Annotated in this window: 10 protein-coding genes and 1 other RNA gene; all 11 read right to left on the bottom strand. The window is 35.7% G+C overall.

What is annotated here, in order from left to right; all coding sequences use genetic code 11:
- Positions 1-146: 146 nt before the first annotated feature.
- The 11 genes from acsV to ssrS all read right to left on the bottom strand — a co-directional run bounded on the left by acsV (position 147) and on the right by ssrS (position 16,069).
- Complete coding sequence (acsV, locus tag DES36_RS01880) at positions 147-2,066, bottom strand: corrinoid activation/regeneration protein AcsV (RefSeq protein WP_242981672.1); 1,920 nt, start codon at positions 2,064-2,066, stop codon at positions 147-149.
- Positions 2,067-2,323: 257 nt separating this feature from the next.
- Entirely contained in the window at positions 2,324-3,109 is a 786-nt protein-coding gene (gene acsE, locus DES36_RS01885; protein WP_113919523.1) for a carbon monoxide dehydrogenase/acetyl-CoA synthase methytransferase subunit, read from the bottom strand.
- A gap of 43 nt (positions 3,110-3,152) precedes the next feature.
- Positions 3,153-4,493 (bottom strand): acetyl-CoA decarbonylase/synthase complex subunit gamma, encoded by a 1,341-nt coding sequence (gene acsC / locus DES36_RS01890; RefSeq protein ID WP_113919524.1) that lies wholly within the window; start codon positions 4,491-4,493, stop codon positions 3,153-3,155.
- Positions 4,494-4,521: 28 nt separating this feature from the next.
- A complete protein-coding gene (acsD, locus tag DES36_RS01895) occupies positions 4,522-5,469 on the bottom strand; it encodes an acetyl-CoA decarbonylase/synthase complex subunit delta (protein ID WP_113919525.1) in 948 nt (315 codons plus the stop codon).
- A 14-nt stretch (positions 5,470-5,483) separates the two neighbouring features.
- Positions 5,484-6,254, bottom strand: a complete 771-nt coding sequence (locus DES36_RS01900; protein ID WP_113919526.1) for an ATP-binding protein — start codon at positions 6,252-6,254, stop codon at positions 5,484-5,486.
- A gap of 257 nt (positions 6,255-6,511) precedes the next feature.
- On the bottom strand, positions 6,512-8,638 hold the full coding sequence (gene acsB / locus DES36_RS01905; protein WP_113919527.1) for an acetyl-CoA decarbonylase/synthase complex subunit alpha/beta: 2,127 nt from the start codon (positions 8,636-8,638) through the stop codon (positions 6,512-6,514).
- Positions 8,639-8,679: 41 nt separating this feature from the next.
- Positions 8,680-9,456, bottom strand: coding sequence for an ATP-binding protein (locus DES36_RS01910; RefSeq protein WP_113919528.1), 777 nt, complete (start codon positions 9,454-9,456; stop codon positions 8,680-8,682).
- A 21-nt stretch (positions 9,457-9,477) separates the two neighbouring features.
- Positions 9,478-11,370: an anaerobic carbon-monoxide dehydrogenase catalytic subunit gene (gene cooS / locus DES36_RS01915; protein WP_113919529.1), complete on the bottom strand. Its 1,893-nt coding sequence runs from the start codon at positions 11,368-11,370 to the stop codon at positions 9,478-9,480.
- A gap of 876 nt (positions 11,371-12,246) precedes the next feature.
- A complete protein-coding gene (locus tag DES36_RS01920) occupies positions 12,247-14,472 on the bottom strand; it encodes a transglycosylase domain-containing protein (RefSeq protein WP_113919530.1) in 2,226 nt (741 codons plus the stop codon).
- A gap of 194 nt (positions 14,473-14,666) precedes the next feature.
- Entirely contained in the window at positions 14,667-15,575 is a 909-nt protein-coding gene (locus tag DES36_RS01925; RefSeq protein ID WP_113919531.1) for an RluA family pseudouridine synthase, read from the bottom strand.
- 318 nt (positions 15,576-15,893) lie between these two features.
- Positions 15,894-16,069, bottom strand: a non-coding RNA gene (ssrS, locus tag DES36_RS01930) — 6S RNA.
- Positions 16,070-16,322: the final 253 nt, after the last annotated feature.

Genomic DNA, 16,322 nt, shown 5'->3' on the forward strand with positions numbered 1-16,322 from the left:
GTGGTCAGTAAAAGCAAATACGCCACCAATGGTGGCAAAAAAGGGGCGAACATTGTTCGCCCCTACATTTCTCGCCTAAAGGCGAGTTTCAGCTTTTCGTATTTAAGGTTTTGCTGACCACCTGACTACCTGACCACCTGACCACCTTATTTATTATGTGTCGGGAATCGCACTAAATCCGTATGTGGTATAAAAGATGCAGAAATAAACTCGTCCATATAACCTGGATACACGCTTAATTCAATATAAGTCATATTGTTTGCTGTATCGTCAATATACTCTTTTGCTTTCTTATTGATTAAGCTCATATAGCTGCCAGTTAATGAACTGTTTCCAATAAAAGCATATTTATCTTTATCAATATCAGGGAATAAACCAATATTAATGGCGCTATCAATATTAATATGACTTCCAATTCCACCAGCTACTTTAATTTCACTTACCATATCAAAGTCTAGTCCTAAACTTGACAACAAGACATAAGTCGCAGAATACACTGCTGCTTTTGCACGAATAAAATTATCAATATCTACTTCTGTAATGTAAATATCTCCTGATAAATCGTAATCTTTTTTACGAGCAACTATATATCTGCCTATACCGTATTCATCAAAATGAATTCTGTCCGTATTTTTATCTTTTATAAAACGTCCTCTAGGATCAATAAGTTCTACCCTCTTTAATTCTGAGATTAAATCAATAATACCAGAACCACATAATCCATAAGGAGCGCATGAGCCAATAATATCTAACTCAGCTACAAAAGTATTCGGATCAATATGAACGGCTTCAATTGCACCATTTGCAGCTCTCATACCACAAGAAATTTCCCCACCTTCAAATGCTGGTCCAGCTGAACAAGCGCAGGTCATTAGAAAATCTCTATTACCAAATACGATTTCTCCATTGGTACCTAAATCAATTAGAATTGAATTCTCATCACTTTCTCTCATACCTGCAGCTATAACGCCAGCAGAAATATCTCCACCTACGTAGCTAGCTACAGAGGGTGAAATAAGAATTAAAGCATCTTTATTTAAGCTTAATCCTATATCGTCTACACGAATGTCTACATCTTCTGTACTAGTAAAGGCAGGGATATAAGGTTCTTTTCTAAGATCATCTGAGTGTATTCCTAAAAGTAAATGCGCCATAGTGGTATTTGCCGAAGCAGCAAATATCAATATATCCTCTTTTTTTACTTTATGATTATTACATAATTCATTTATTAGAGGATTGATGCTTTCTTCTACTATAGCTTCTTTTAGATTTTTCAATCCATTCTTTTTGGTAGAATATACAATACGATTAATTACATCAGCACCGTACTTAGATTGAGCATTTGCACAGGATACTTCTCCTAAAATAGTATCATCATTTAAATCAACCAAACAAGCAGAAACAGAAGTAGTTCCAATATCAACTGCAACACCGTAAATTTGAGTATCGCCTTGTGGTCTAATATCTATTATTCGTATGATGCCTTTTTCTTCTGTATAAATAATTGAGACATTAAAAGCGCTTTCTCTTAAGACATGTGGAATTTTTTTAAGCAAAAAAACACCTATTTGGACATGATCATTGTTTAATTCTTTTGCAACGAACTTTTTAATTCGCGTTACATCTGAAATATTGTCATCTAGATTAGGTTCATCCAATTGAACATTTAAGATACTTAAGTTTTTCATGGAATCATGTTCTCTTGAAAACTCTTCTCTTAAATTGTAGTATTTTTCTAAATCCTTATGGGTTCTTTTTTCTACCCGAATATGTGTTACTTCTAAAATGGATTCTTTAGGAACTTCTACAATAATAGGGCTAGTAACGATACTTTGGCAAGCTAGGATAAACCCTTGCTGTGACTGCTCATCAGTAAGTCTATGACCATTCGCTATTGTGCCAACTTTTCCTTCAATGAGTTTTACCTTACATTTTCCGCAAGTTCCACTTCCATTACAAGGTGCATCAATATGTACCCCTACATTTCGAATCACATTTATGAGAATATCATTTTCATTTGCTTCAAATACCTTAACCTCTTCAGGTAATCTTAATTCAATTTCCAATATAATTCCCTCCAGTATTACAACTAGCTTAAGTAAACTAATGTATTATTCTCTCTGTCTATATTATACAGATTTTACATTCTGGAAAGCAATGTCTAAATCATTTATATATAAATATATTTTTGTACTCTTAAAAGTGTTTTTAATTTTAACGGATTCTTAATAAACTGTGTTTATAATACACTTTTTTTTTCTTATAGAAAAAGGTGGTTTTAAAACCACCTTTTTTACAAATCATATTCTTTTTTTAATTGATCTTACAGATCTAAGTAAGAATCAGCATATAAAGTATTGCCTAAAATGATGTCAGCAGTTTTGATAGCTTCCATTAATTTTTTATCACATGGATTTACAATAGCTGAAGTCAATCCAGCTTGCATAGCCATTGCGACCATATAAGCGTCCATGATAGGTCTTAATTCTTTTGGTGCACCATTAGAAACATTACTTAAGCCACCAGTAGTTTTTAAGCCCATTTCAGTAAGCATTCTAATAGCTTCAAACATTTCAACTTGTTTTTCTTGCATTCCTTTGATTACTAAGAATAATGGATCAAATAACATGTCCTCAGGATCCATGCCAGCTTCCATTCCTCTTTCAAGCATTTGTTGGCAATATGCCATTCTTTCATCGTTGTCTCTTGGAACACCTTCTGCACTACAAAGTGCGATAACCATAGCATCATTTGCAGCAGCAAGGTTAATATTGTCTATTCTTTCGCCTGCATCAGCTGAGTTAACGATAGGTTTTCCTTTAGAACGATTATAAACTTTAATACCTGCTTCAATAGCTTTAGTATTAGCTGTATCTAATGCAAGTGGCACATTATCAAATTCATTTTGAAGAATTTGAACCATCCATTGCATAATTTCTTCGCCATTCTTTTCTGCTGGACCGATATTAGCATCTAAGTAAGTTGCTCCACAATCAAGTTGTTCTTTACCTCTTTTTAAGATTGGTGCTGGATCTCTTTCTTCAATTGCTTTTCTAATAACTGGTGAGATACAGTGAATACGTTCCCCAATAACCATAAATTTTGCCATAATAAACCTACTTTCTTAATTTTTTATATTAGACTAGTGCCTATTATTTAAATTCATTAAGGAATTTTGGAATTTGCATTGCTTCTTCTGGTCCTACAATAATTTCCCAACCTGGTAATTCTTCTTGTAAGTCACCCTTTAATACAGCTACTTTACCTGGAAGAACAAGTTTTTTAACTGTTAATTTTTGTTCGATACCGCTTTCTTTAACCATGTTTGCAATAACGCTTGCACCAAATTTACCAGCTGCCCAAGAGGTTAATACTGAGTATCCACCAGCATCAGGAATTAGTAAATAAGCTGGTGCTTTAGCACGCTCAATTTCGCCAGATACAACGAAGTAAGTAAGTGCAAAGTCAACAGTTAAAAGTACTGGAGAATCTTCTTTAGGATTAGCGAACTCATAAACTTTTGGTTCGACTCTCATTGGTTTTTGAGGATCTGTAAAGATATTTTGTCTTAATCCAAAGAATGGTAATGCTTGTGCATAAGTTATGTCACTTAATACGATAATAGAACCGTATTTAAGAACATAAGTAGCAGCTAAAGCAGTTTCTAAGTATGGATCTCCACCTGCTAAATCATTTACAAATACGATAGATGGGTAACCTAATACTCTATCTCCACCTGTAATAGCTGTTCTTCTAATTTCAATTGTGTTTTCTAATGTTTTAGCCATGCTTGCTGTGCCAGGATTCAAGATTAACTCTTTATAATCTGCAGCTTGTGCAGTTTCTACTAGGCTGTACATTTCTTCAACTGTATCAGCACATAATCCTAATACTGCACCATTGTCTTTTGCTAATGCAACCATTTCGTTGATATTATCTTTGTTTGCACCAACTAAAACTGGTTTTGCTCCTTTTACAAGGGCAAGAGCTTCTGTAGCAACAGCAACATCATCACAAACAAGTACAACTACTTTGTTTAATGCAGCTACTTTTTCAACAAGCTTTATGTATTTATCTTTATCGCCGTCGAACTTAACACTAACTGATTCAGCATTCATTTGTTCGCCGATTCGTTCATAGTCAACTTTTTGAACATTTGCAATTTTTGCATCAATTATATCATCACTCATAGAGTCAGCAAATTGTACGGCAACTAATGGTCTGCTTACTAATGTTTTTTCGTGTCTAAATAATACTGTTTCTCCGCCTAATTTTCTTTCAGCGTCACCAGTTCCTACAGTGATTGTTTTCATTGGTGGAGCTGTAGCCTCAGAAAGTTTTTCTTTTGCTTCATCAGAAATGTGTGGACACTTTCCAATTTCTACTGCGCCAGATGCTACTTTCATAGAGAATGCCATACAAGTAGGGAAACCACATTCCTTACAGTTGGTTCTTGGTGTTAGTTTAAATATCTCAATTCCGCTTAAAGCCATTATCGTTATACCTCCTTAATGTAAATAATTATCCGATTATTCCTTGAACAAAAGTTTTCATAGTTTCTAAAGATTTTGGATGTCTTAAAATTACTGCGTCTGATCCTGAAGCAATACAAGCAGAAGCTGTAGAAATTTCCATGTGGATACCTCTATCTTCTGTTGGTCCCCAAGCTGGAGCGTCTGCTTCTGATGCAATTGATTCTTTAACAGACCAAGCATCTTGAGCTACAGGAGTGATGATTGGCATTTGTAAAGTTTCATCATTTTGGCCTAATGCAGCTAAAATAATTCTATCCATAGTAGAAGTTACATATTCAAAACCGTAACCTACTGCTGCAGAACCAACATTCATTACGATGTCGTTTTTGTTTACGCCTAATTGAGTTAATAGGATATTTATTTGTTTTGCTAAGTTGATATCAACTGCAGACTCTGCACCAACTTTTTGTTTGTAAGCTAATCCACTTGCAGCTCCTACTGCTTTGTAGTTTTCTTCTTTTGCAGAAAGTACTAAAATGTTCTTTCCTTCAAGAGCTTCAGATACTGCTTTAAATACTTCAGCATCTTTTTCAGCGTTATTACATCCACCAACTACTAATGGAAGAGTAATGTTTTGAGCAACTTTTTTTGCTAATTCTGCACATTCTTCTGCACTTTTATTTTGTCCAGCTGGGTCAGCACCTTCAAATCTTAAATAAATAAAATCTGGTGCATATTTTTCTTCTACTAATTTTGCCCATGCAGCAGCGTCGTTGCAAACATCTCCATAGATTCCGTTAAATGCATCAATCCAATCTGTTGGTGCAATGTCAACGATTTCTAATCCTAATTTTGGTGCTTGGCCTGCTTCTCCATCAAATGTATGAAGTGGTAGTACATTTCTTCCACCAATAGCTGTAGCCTTGTCACCAGTACCAATTACTACTTCACTAATCTTTCCATTATACTTTTTTGAAACTTTCTTGTAAGCCAATGTGTGAACCTCCTTTAAATGAGTTGTAGTTTATTTAGTATATCTTTTAACGCCTGTTTAGATGTAGCTTCTTCAGGCATTTGTACTAACGGAATACCTTTTGCATCATATTCTGAAATCATTGGATCTAATGGCACAACACCAATTAAATTCAAGTTTTGATTTTGAATTTCTTCCATAATGGATTCTGTTAATTCACCATTAGGTGCTTTATTAACAATCAATCCAACCTTTGGAATATTCAATTTTAATTCTTCTGCAAGTACTTGAATTCTACCAACGGCTTGTATGCTTCTTCTAGAATAATCGCTTACTAATAATAATAAATCCATATTGCCAACAGTACCTCTACTGATGTGCTCCATACCTGCTTCATTATCGATTACAGTATGGTTGTAATTGTTTGATAACTTTTCTATTTGGCGCTTTAAAATACCATTAACAAAACAATAACACCCTTCTCCTTGAGTTCTACCCATGACTAACATATCAAAACCATTGCCTTCACTGACAACGGAATTTAACTGATACTCTAGGTATTCGTTTTTTGTCATTCCTCCAGGAATTGGTGTTCCTTTTCTTTCTGCCCAGTTCACTTCTTCACGTATTCTACCAATATCTTGTTCTACATCGATGCCCAGGACTTCATTAAGATTGGAGTTGGAGTCAGCATCTACTGCTAAAATAGGACCTTTACCAGATTGAACTAAATAATTGATAATTAAACCAGTTAAACTAGTTTTACCAGTACCGCCTTTTCCAGCTACGGCAATTCTTTTGTACATATTTTTGCCTCCTCGTTTGTAAATGGTGTACAATGCACCTTATGTCAATTTTGTAATTACTAGTTTTAAAGCAACATTATATTAGCCATGTCTATTATAACAAATTCTCATCCTAATATACAAGTTTTTATATGTATATTTACTATATTTTAATACTTTATTTTAATACTTTATTTTACATTTTTCTCTGTCTAAAATGAGTAACGGGTCGCTGTATTCAGCGACCCTACAGCCCAGACCTTTCAAAGGTCATTTAATTACATTAATGGATCTAAAGTCAATGCTGGATGTCCTTTTTGTTGTAAGAATTCTAATAAGCTTTCAGAATCTGTAGCTATTGTTTCATCACAGATCATATCTGAGAAATTGTCTATATCGTATAAGTCTTTAGCTGTTGCATTCAATCTTTCAGCTACATCGTCTTTTAATTCTTTTGGCATCCAAACGATTCTTGCGATACCGCCTTCAGCGCTCATGAATTTCTTAGAAGCGATGAAGTGTCTACCATGACCCATGAATCCTGGAGTTTGAACTCCACCACCAGTCATAGATGCTAATTCACCAAATGTCATACCTGTTGGTGTTGGATCGCCGAATTCACGGTTTACAATAACTACACCGTTTGCTTCTGGTACGATACCACAAATACACTCGAAGCAACCACATGAAGTCATTGGATCTTCAAGGATAGAGTACATGGATACTCTAGAAACAGCTCCTTGAGAAATAGATTCTACCGCTTCATTCATAGAAGCCCAAATACCTTTTACTTCGTCTTCTAAACCTTCTTTAAGTACAGGTTGAGCAGCTCCAGTTGGATCTAATTCTTTTGTTGCTTTAGCGTCTAACCAGCTTACTGCACCACAAAGACCTAGTCTTTCAGGTGTTACGATACAAACATGTGCTGGAGCAAAAGATTGACATAAAGAGCAAGAATAGAATACATCTACGCTTTCATCTGTTAAAGATGCAAGTCTTTCATCTCTAGCTTTGTATCTAGGTAATGCTAATTCTTGTTCTAAAGCAGCTACTTTATCAGCATCTGTGTAGATTGTAACTTGGCATTTATCTACTACTGTATCAAATTCATCTTTCATTTTTGCGTAGATAACTTCACCAATATGTTTTAATCTAAAGCCTTTTTCAAACGCTTCTTTTCCGATACGAATCCAAGCGATATTTCTTTGTCCTATATGCATTACGCCTTCTGTGTAGTTCATGAAATAGTGCAATCTTCTTTCTAATACTGGTTCAAAGTCTGATTGCATTGCTTTACCAGCTACATCTACAACAACAGCTAAAGGCATATTGTATGGAACTTTATCTGCAGTGTCAATATCTGGTCCAATTACTTCAATTTTGTGATCTTCTACTTCATTAAGTTCTTTCATTTGAACTAATTCCCAAGCTTTTGTCTTGTTTCCACCAAATTCAGTGTGCATGTCACCTTTACGGATTCTTTCACCTTCAAAAGCTGAAGCTACGCCAACTGGTACATCGATTTTTGTAACTTTGATTTTAATTTCTCTTGCTTCTAATGAGGTCGCAACTGTTTTTTCGTGATCTGGTTGGTATAAAAGTAATGTTGGAACTTCTGGAACTGGAACATCAAGAACACATGGGAAGCCTAATTCGATAGCCGCAGCACCTGCAGAAACGAGAATTTCATTGATATCGCCAAATACGTTTACAAATGCTTTTACTCTGTTTTTAGTGTATTCTTTATGTGCTTGTAAATCTCCAGGAGCAACTGCACCGAAGATTAAACTTGCTCTTATCGCTACTGATACAGCGTGAATTACAGCAGTTAAATCATATCCTAATGGAACAACACGTAAGTCGAAGCCCATTTTTACGCCTTCTTCTAAACATTGGTCGATAACTTTACCAACTAAGAAAGTAAGAAGACCTTTTTCTTGATATTCTCTTACGATTTTAGCAGCTGTAGCGCTGTCTTTGCACTCTCCAATGATAACTGGTACACCAGGGATATCACCTGTTACTAGAGGTACACCAAGAGATCTTACTTGAGCATCTGATAAATGTCCTTGAATTGGAGCTTTGTATGGCTCATCATCTAGTACGTATTTTAATGCTTCAATAATTTCTGATGCTACAGCTGTGCCTAGACCAGCAGTTAAAGCATCTTGTAAATGAGTAGTTTCGTTGATCAAACTCTTTGCTACACCTACTGCACCTTCTAATTCCGCGAGTGTAGTAATCTTTTGACCTGTAGCTGCATAAATTACTGGCAATGAGTAAGCTGTATTTGGAAAACTTACGCTAGCATCTTTGCCCTTTTCATCGATTGCCTTTTGTACTAATTGACCTGCTAGTTCTACTGCTTGGTTTGCACCTGTGTATATAACCTTAAACAGATTCATTCTGCTTATCCTCCTTTTTACTATCTCATACTTTACTAAAATTAACTAACACTATCTAACAGTTTTTGAGTAATCTCTTGGATTGCTGTTTTAAGGGATTCACTAGCCTTGTAGGAGGATGTATTTTCACGGTCCGATACGCTAATTTTCTTATCGTAATAGATAAAACCTAGAGCGTTCTCTTCTCCTACATGGCCCTTAATGAATTCCTCATCGTCCTTTTCGGTTATCTTATTTCCAATTACCATCACCTTGTTTACTCCGATGTCTGCAGCGAGTTTCGTTACTTTGTCGTAAGTTTGGACACTTCTTTCACCAGGTTCAACAACTGTAATAAACGCATCGACGCCACTGGCAGTTCCTCGACCTAGGTGTTCTATGCCAGCTTCCATATCCATAATGACGACGTCTTTTTCTCTAAGAATTAGATGGGTCATAAGATTTCTCAAAAGAACGTGTTCAGCGCAAACGCAACCAGTACCACCTGCATCTACACTACCCATTACCAAGACTTTTATTCCATCAAATATCGTCGCATACCTTTCAGGTATATCGTCTACTTTGGGATTTAGCTTAAAGGTACTACCATAAGTCCCACTTGGCGCTCCAGTACGCTCTTCTACGAGATCTTTCATCTCAGAAATTGGTATAATTTTAGATGCTTTCCCTGTTTCCATTCCTAGTGCCAATGCAAGATTGGCATCTGGGTCTGCATCTACAGCAAGAACATTGTATCCTAATTCGGCAAAACTTCTGCAAAGAGCGGCGGAGAGAGTTGATTTGCCGACTCCGCCTTTACCTGTAATAGCAATTTTCATTTGATCACCTATATTCCTAAACTATATTCCTAAGCGAGTTCTTTTTTCTTCTATTCGGTCTAACATAGCTTGTGCAAGTTGAACTGGATCTTCATTTACAGTGAATTTCGCACCGTATACATCTTCTAATCCATTTGTTAAGTAATCTGTAAATCTAGCGGAACCTGTTACTGGAGGTACTGTTCCTAAGAATACATCAACACCAGAAGATACGAAATAAGTACCAATACTTACTGCTTTTTCACTCATCCACTCTGGAGCTGCACCGACTACTGGAAGAACTGGAGTGTCTACGCCTAAGTATTTAGCAACTTCTGTTACAAGTCGAAGAATTCGAGTGTTATCTACACATGAGCCCATATGTAAAACTGGTGGAATACCAACTCTTTCACATACTTCTTTAAGTCCTCTACCTGCTAATTCTTTTGCTTCATATTGTAATAAACCTGCTTTTGCTGCTGCTTGAGCTGCACAACCAGTAACTACAACGATAACGTCGTTTTTAATCATTTCTTTTATGATTGTAAGGTGGCTATTGTCGTGAGCAACTTTTGGATTATTACATCCTACAACGCCAGCTGCTCCTCTTAGTACACCAGCCATAATACAGTCAGCAAGTGGTTTTACTGTACCAAGTTGATCAACATTACTATTTACTACTTTATCTAATCCACCAACAATTGTATTGATGCTGAAACCTACTGTTGATTTATTTTTTTCTTGTGGAATTAATACTTTATTTCGATCTCTGTTTTTGTAGTTTAAGATCGCTTCTGTAACGATTTCTTTTGCAATTTCTAATGCGCGTTCTTCATCAAATTCGATGTATCTAGCGCCTTCCATTTTTGCTTTTGGAGAAGTCGCAATAAATTTAGTGTGATAGCATTCAGATAATGTTGCAAGTGCCGGGAAGATACATTGTACGTCAACAACTACAGCTTCTAACGCACCTGTAATAACAGCTAATTCTTGTTGGTAGAAAGTACCAGCAAGTCGAACACCATGTTTCATTAATACTTCATTACCAGTACAGCACATACCAACTAAGTTGATACCTTCTGCGCCATTGTCTTTTGCTAATTGAACTATTTCTGGATCTTGAGATGCAAATACGATCATCTCAGATAATCCTGGCTCATGTCCATGAACAAGAATGTTTACCATGTTTTCTTCTAAGCATCCTAAGTTTGCTTCTGATTGTCTAGCTGTTGGCGTACCAAATATGATATCGCTTACGTCAGTTCCAATCATTGATCCGCCCCATCCATTAGATAATGCTGATTTTACTGTTAATGCGTATATGCTTTCCATATCACTCGCACAACCTATGTGAGTAGAGTGCATGATAGAAACAACTTCTCTATCGATTGCTCTTGGCTCAACACCTAGTTCTTTCCACAGTTTTTGTCTTCCCTCTGTCGCACGTTTGATAAATCTTTGTGTACCAAAAGGTTTTCCGAATTCCATAAGACCGATTTCAGCAACTTCGTGAGCGATGTCATAAATATCTCTGCCTTCTGTTTCAACTTCGTATTCTTTTGCAAGACTTAATAATTTTGCTTCATCTTTTATTTGATAGTCACCATCTGGAGAAGTCATATGTAGTGTGTGTAGAAGACTTCTTGCATGATCTGAGTGAGCAGATGAACCAGCTGCAACCATTCTTGCAAAGTTTCTTGCTACGATTGTGTCTGCTGTAGCACCACAAATACCTCTTTGTGCACCTTTGCCTTCAACTGGGCTTAGTCTACATGGACCCATATTACAGATTTTACAACAGATACCTTTGTCACCGAAACCACAACGTGATTTCATTGCAACATCTCTGTCCCACATTGTTTCAGCGCCATCTTGTTTTGCTTTTTCGATTAATGGACCAGCGATTTTGTCAAATTTTAGAGCTTCATGACTCATTTTGTAATCCTCCTTTTAAATAACATGACCTTTAAGATACTCAAATAACCTGTATATACAACTTTACAATATCAGTTTATATTTTGGACACGTATTTGTCAATACTAAAATGAAATATTTATGAGTTTTTTGTTAATTTGTTGTCACTTGTGTAAAACGATTACTTTCTAGTGGTATAAAAGATAAGTTGACCATCTTTTTTTATTGTTTGATGAATAAAAAAGACTCTTATACTATATGCCACTTTGTTTGTTTTTTAAAGACTTTATGTTTAAAGTTATTCTCTTTATTAAGATTTTTTAGTTTATAAATGCAATAATTTAACCATTTTCTAATGGACAAGCTAAGAAGATATAATTAGTATTTTCTAAATTTTCTAACATTCAAGAATGTATTTTTATGTTTTGCAAAAACAAATCACAACATCATCAATGTCAACTCCTTTTTCTAAATCGACTCCAATTTGTCACTTATATAACAACTGTAATCGTATTCCTGGATTTTGTATACACTTAATTTCTTATCATTTTGTTAATATTTATGCACTAAATTGGTAGAAAGCTTAAAGTAGATAGTGGAAGCTGGAAACCCGAAAAGAACTCACATATAAGCGAGAAAGAGAGAATTTTCGTAATAATCTTCTTTGAGCAATAAAGCGCCTGTGGCGCATTAGTCGCTAGTCATTAGTCTTTAGTCACTAGCATTTGGGTATTCCTTTTGGATCAACATCCTTCGCTCAAACTCAGGATGACTAGGTAAGAGCCTATGTCAAAAGTAGGACCTTTCTATTATATAAAAAAGTCACCAAAGTATTAAAACATTGGTGACCACAAAAGTATTATTCTTGTATGTTTACTTAGGATTAAAGTCAAATACTTAAACATTATCATCAGAATCTCTGTTTGGAGATTCTATTTCTAGATTTGGTTCATCTGTATTTTCTATTCCTTCACCTGGTTCTTTGGGAACGGGATTGAAGAAATCTTCGATTTTATCCCAAAGGTGATCTAAATCACAAGTCTGTGTTGGTCCCTGTCCCATTAGGTAGTATCTCGTTTCTTTATTCTGTACCGGGCAGTGATCTTCTACAAATAGCTTGCCGCTTTCTTTATCAATTTCTACTGGATATACTCTTTTATCCTCAAAATAACCTATTTGATCCGCTGGAACTACAATTGAGATCACTTGTCCAATGGAAATACTTTGACCTTCAGTATAATTTACATCTGGTGACAATATAAAGATAGATGTAGTATCATTATGGCTAACAACAGGCTTTAAACTATTTTTCTGAATTAGATTTTCTTGAATTAATTTGTTCGTATAATCACCATAAATTTGTGCAGATCTACTACTGCTTCCAGATAATGATTTATTGTCTACATTGCCTATCCACACCGAGCTAGTTATATTTCCAGTAAATCCAACAAACCATAGGTCTTTATTCTCACTGCTGGTCCCTGTCTTTCCACCGGTTATATATGAAGATTTTGCATTTGTCCCTGTTCCTCGTCCAACAACGTCAACGAGGATATCTTTCATCTCACGTGCCGTTTCTGGCTTCATCATCTGCCAATTATTCTTTTCACTAGCTTTCCTTTCATAGATTATCTTTTTATTACTATCCGTTATGGACTTTATAAAATGAACTTCATTAATTACACCTCCATTTGAAAAGGCACTAAAAGCCTGAGTCATTTCTATTGGTGTAATTCCATTTGTCATTCCACCTGTTGCTATAGCTAGATTATTGTAATCTTTTTGAGCAATCGTTGTAATACCAAACTTTTTAATGTACTCTAAGGTATTGTTGGCACCAATGGCATTCATGGTTTTAATAGCTGGTATATTTCTTGAATCTACAATAGCCTCCCTGGCCGTAAGATAACCTACAAATTTATTATCAACATTTCGGGGAGTATAATTTGCAAAAGTAATAGATTCATCTTTTATAAGTGAATTTGGAGTTAGCAAGCCATCGTCAAAGGCCTTGGCGTAGATAAAGGGTTTAATAACAGAAGCTGGAGATCTGGGCTTACTTGCCATATCAATTTCGGTGTTTCCTCCATAATAAGCTAGCACAGCACCTGTAGAATGATCAACAGTCACAAGTGCACCTGTTGCTAGTTCGTCCAATCCACTGGAGCGGAGACCGTCATTTATGGACTCTACTCCTAGTGCTTGCACCCTACTATCGAGAGTCGTTTGAATCGTTAGTCCATCATTTTGTATGCTTTCCTTTGCGTCTTCTCTCGTAATCTCTCTATCAGGATGTTTTTCTTGTAAAATGCCAACATATTCTAGTACTACTTGATTGATAAAAGCTCTGTATTCACCGTCAACTTTATCATCCTCTTTTACTTCTGCACTGACAATTATAATCTCAGCTTCCTTAGCTTTATTAGCTTCATCTTCAGTAATATATTCTCCCGAAACCATTCTCCTCAGGACAATTTCTTGCCTTTTCTTTGCCAAGTCAAAATGTTCATCCGGCGCATAAGCACTTGGCGCTTGGGGGAGCCCAGCTAGCATAGCACTTTCTGCCAAATCTAAATCTTTTACATCCTTGCCAAAATATTTTACGCTAGCTTCTTGAACGCCATATGTCCCAGAACCTAAGTAGATTTCATTTAAATACATCTCTAAAATTTGATCTTTACTGTATTTTTTTTCTAACTGCCTTGCTACCATCACTTCATTTATTTTTCTCATGACGGTCTGTTCTGTAGTAATCTCTTCAAATAGATTTCGAGCTAATTGCTGTGTAATAGTACTAGCTCCTTCGGCTATTTCTCCTTCTTTCACATTGGTAAAAAGAGCTCTAATTATTCCTATTAGATCATAACCCTTGTGCTCATAAAAGCGAGAATCCTCTACTGCAATAATTCCATCTTTAAGATCCTGTGGCATATCCTGCAATTTGACATAGGTTCTATTTTGATTATATGCCTCTTCAATAAGTTCACCATCTGATGATATGTATTGAGTTTTCTGATTAGGTTTATACTCATAACTTTGCACATCAACAGGAGAATAACTACATCCAAAAGCGATGAAGATTGTTACTAGGATGATCGCCACTATTAATATTAATTTTTTCATTGATATATTCACCTCTTTTATAGGTGGTCAGCAAATATGCGACTTACGTCGCAATGAACAATGAATAATGAACAATGAATAATATATAAAAGACTTAATAAAAAGTCGCATATTTGTACTGTTCAATGTTCAGTGTTCATTTTTCTCTGTGCATTGAAGTTTTTGTGCTTTTGCTTACCACCTGACCACCTTATTTACAGTTTCTCACTTACAACCAAATCACTCATATCCCTAGGCAACTCCGCCTCAAACCCCATCATTTTCCTCGTCCTCGGATGTACAAATTTTATTCTCTTTGCATGAAGGGCTTGTCTTTGTATCAATTCGATAGAATGGGGATTGTACAGATTGTCGCCAATTATTGGATGACCTATACCTTTTGCGTGGACTCGAATTTGATGAGTTCTTCCTGTTTCTAATTGCAACTGAATCAAAGTGTGATTCTTAAATCTCTTTATAACCTGGTAATGGGTAACAGCCCTTTGCCCTTCTTCCATGATTACCCTCTCAATAGAATCTTCATATGGCCTTCCAATTGCTGCATCAATTGTACCCTTTTCAGCTTGAACAGCACCCTCTACAATAGCCCAATATATTTTTTCTACTTTATTTTCTTTCATTTCATCTTGAATAAATTGGTGGGCAAATTTATTCTTTGCAATGACAATAATACCTGAGGTGTCTCGGTCTAATCGATTGACAAATCTAATTTTAGCTTGTACACCCGTATTTTTCCAATGATAAGCAATAGCATTTGCCAAATTGCCCGTAGGATGACCTAATGTAGCATGAGTTACAAAACCTGGATCTTTGTTTAAAACCAGTATGTCCTCATCCTCATGAACAATGGTTGTAGGAATATTTTCTGGCTCTGCATCAATATCCTCCTCGCCTAGATAGATAATCAGTTTATCGCCTTTTGCCACTAAATATGATAGGGTAACCTTTTGGCCATTAACTAAGATATCTCCTTCTCTCTTAATCTTGCGAACTAATCGAGAAGAGTAATTACAGTATTCCACAAGATAATCTCTAGCTCTAATTTTTACGGGAAGCTCCACTGTATATATATAAGTACGATAATTTTCACTATATTTTGACATAATCCCTCCTTAGTTATATGAATTATACACAAATGTTGGAAAAAAATAAAGATGTAAGGCGTGGAATGTAGAATGTGGAATGCGGAAAGGTCACTAGTCACCCATGGTGGCTTTTATGAAAGATACACTCTAGACAATCAGATGATATGTAAAAGTAAGAGGTCAAAAATTCAAACTTTTTCGCCTATAGGCGAGTTCCACTTTTCACTTTCCACTTTCAGCCCAGTAGCTTTTCATAATTAGCTCTATTAAAAAAATTTAATTAAAACAAGAAATTTAACTACAGACACAAAAAAAGCACCCTAAGGTGCTTAAAGGTTGAGCCCCAAAATGCCGTCCTCTAAATTTTGACGCCTAGACTAGTCTAGGTGGGTGTCCCGCCGTATGCCTCTGCCTTCCCCTTAAAGGGGCCTGACATTATCATAAGGACAAGAACTCCCGGTAAAAAATTGTAGGTTCAAAATATTAGAGTATGCCGTACATCTCAGGAACTCATTGTTTCTACACTGTTATTATACAACAAAACATTTGAAATATGAATAGCAAATCTTAACATTTTCATAATAAATCAGACTTTTTAAAATTTATTTAAGGTGGTAAGCAAAACATCCTCGCCAATAGGCGAGTTAAGCTTTTCTCGTCCAACCTTTTCGCCTACGAATATACATATTTGCGAATCGATATCTAAAAATAAAAGAGAATATTTTGCCTAGAGCGAAAAACTGCACACGTTTACTATCTGTTTTT

It is taken from the genome of Alkalibaculum bacchi (genome assembly GCF_003317055.1).
Taxonomy (GTDB): domain Bacteria; phylum Bacillota; class Clostridia; order Eubacteriales; family Alkalibacteraceae; genus Alkalibaculum; species Alkalibaculum bacchi.

Coding starts and splice junctions, on each gene's coding strand:
- DES36_RS01900 (WP_113919526.1), bottom strand. CDS start 6,254: ATGTACAAAAGAATTGCCGTAGCTGGAAAAGGCGGTACTGGTAAAACT.
- DES36_RS01910 (WP_113919528.1), bottom strand. CDS start 9,456: ATGAAAATTGCTATTACAGGTAAAGGCGGAGTCGGCAAATCAACTCTC.
- acsE (WP_113919523.1), bottom strand. CDS start 3,109: ATGGCAAAATTTATGGTTATTGGGGAACGTATTCACTGTATCTCACCA.
- acsC (WP_113919524.1), bottom strand. CDS start 4,493: ATGGCTTTAAGCGGAATTGAGATATTTAAACTAACACCAAGAACCAAC.
- DES36_RS01925 (WP_113919531.1), bottom strand. CDS start 15,575: ATGTCAAAATATAGTGAAAATTATCGTACTTATATATATACAGTGGAG.
- acsB (WP_113919527.1), bottom strand. CDS start 8,638: ATGAATCTGTTTAAGGTTATATACACAGGTGCAAACCAAGCAGTAGAA.
- cooS (WP_113919529.1), bottom strand. CDS start 11,370: ATGAGTCATGAAGCTCTAAAATTTGACAAAATCGCTGGTCCATTAATC.
- DES36_RS01920 (WP_113919530.1), bottom strand. CDS start 14,472: ATGAAAAAATTAATATTAATAGTGGCGATCATCCTAGTAACAATCTTC.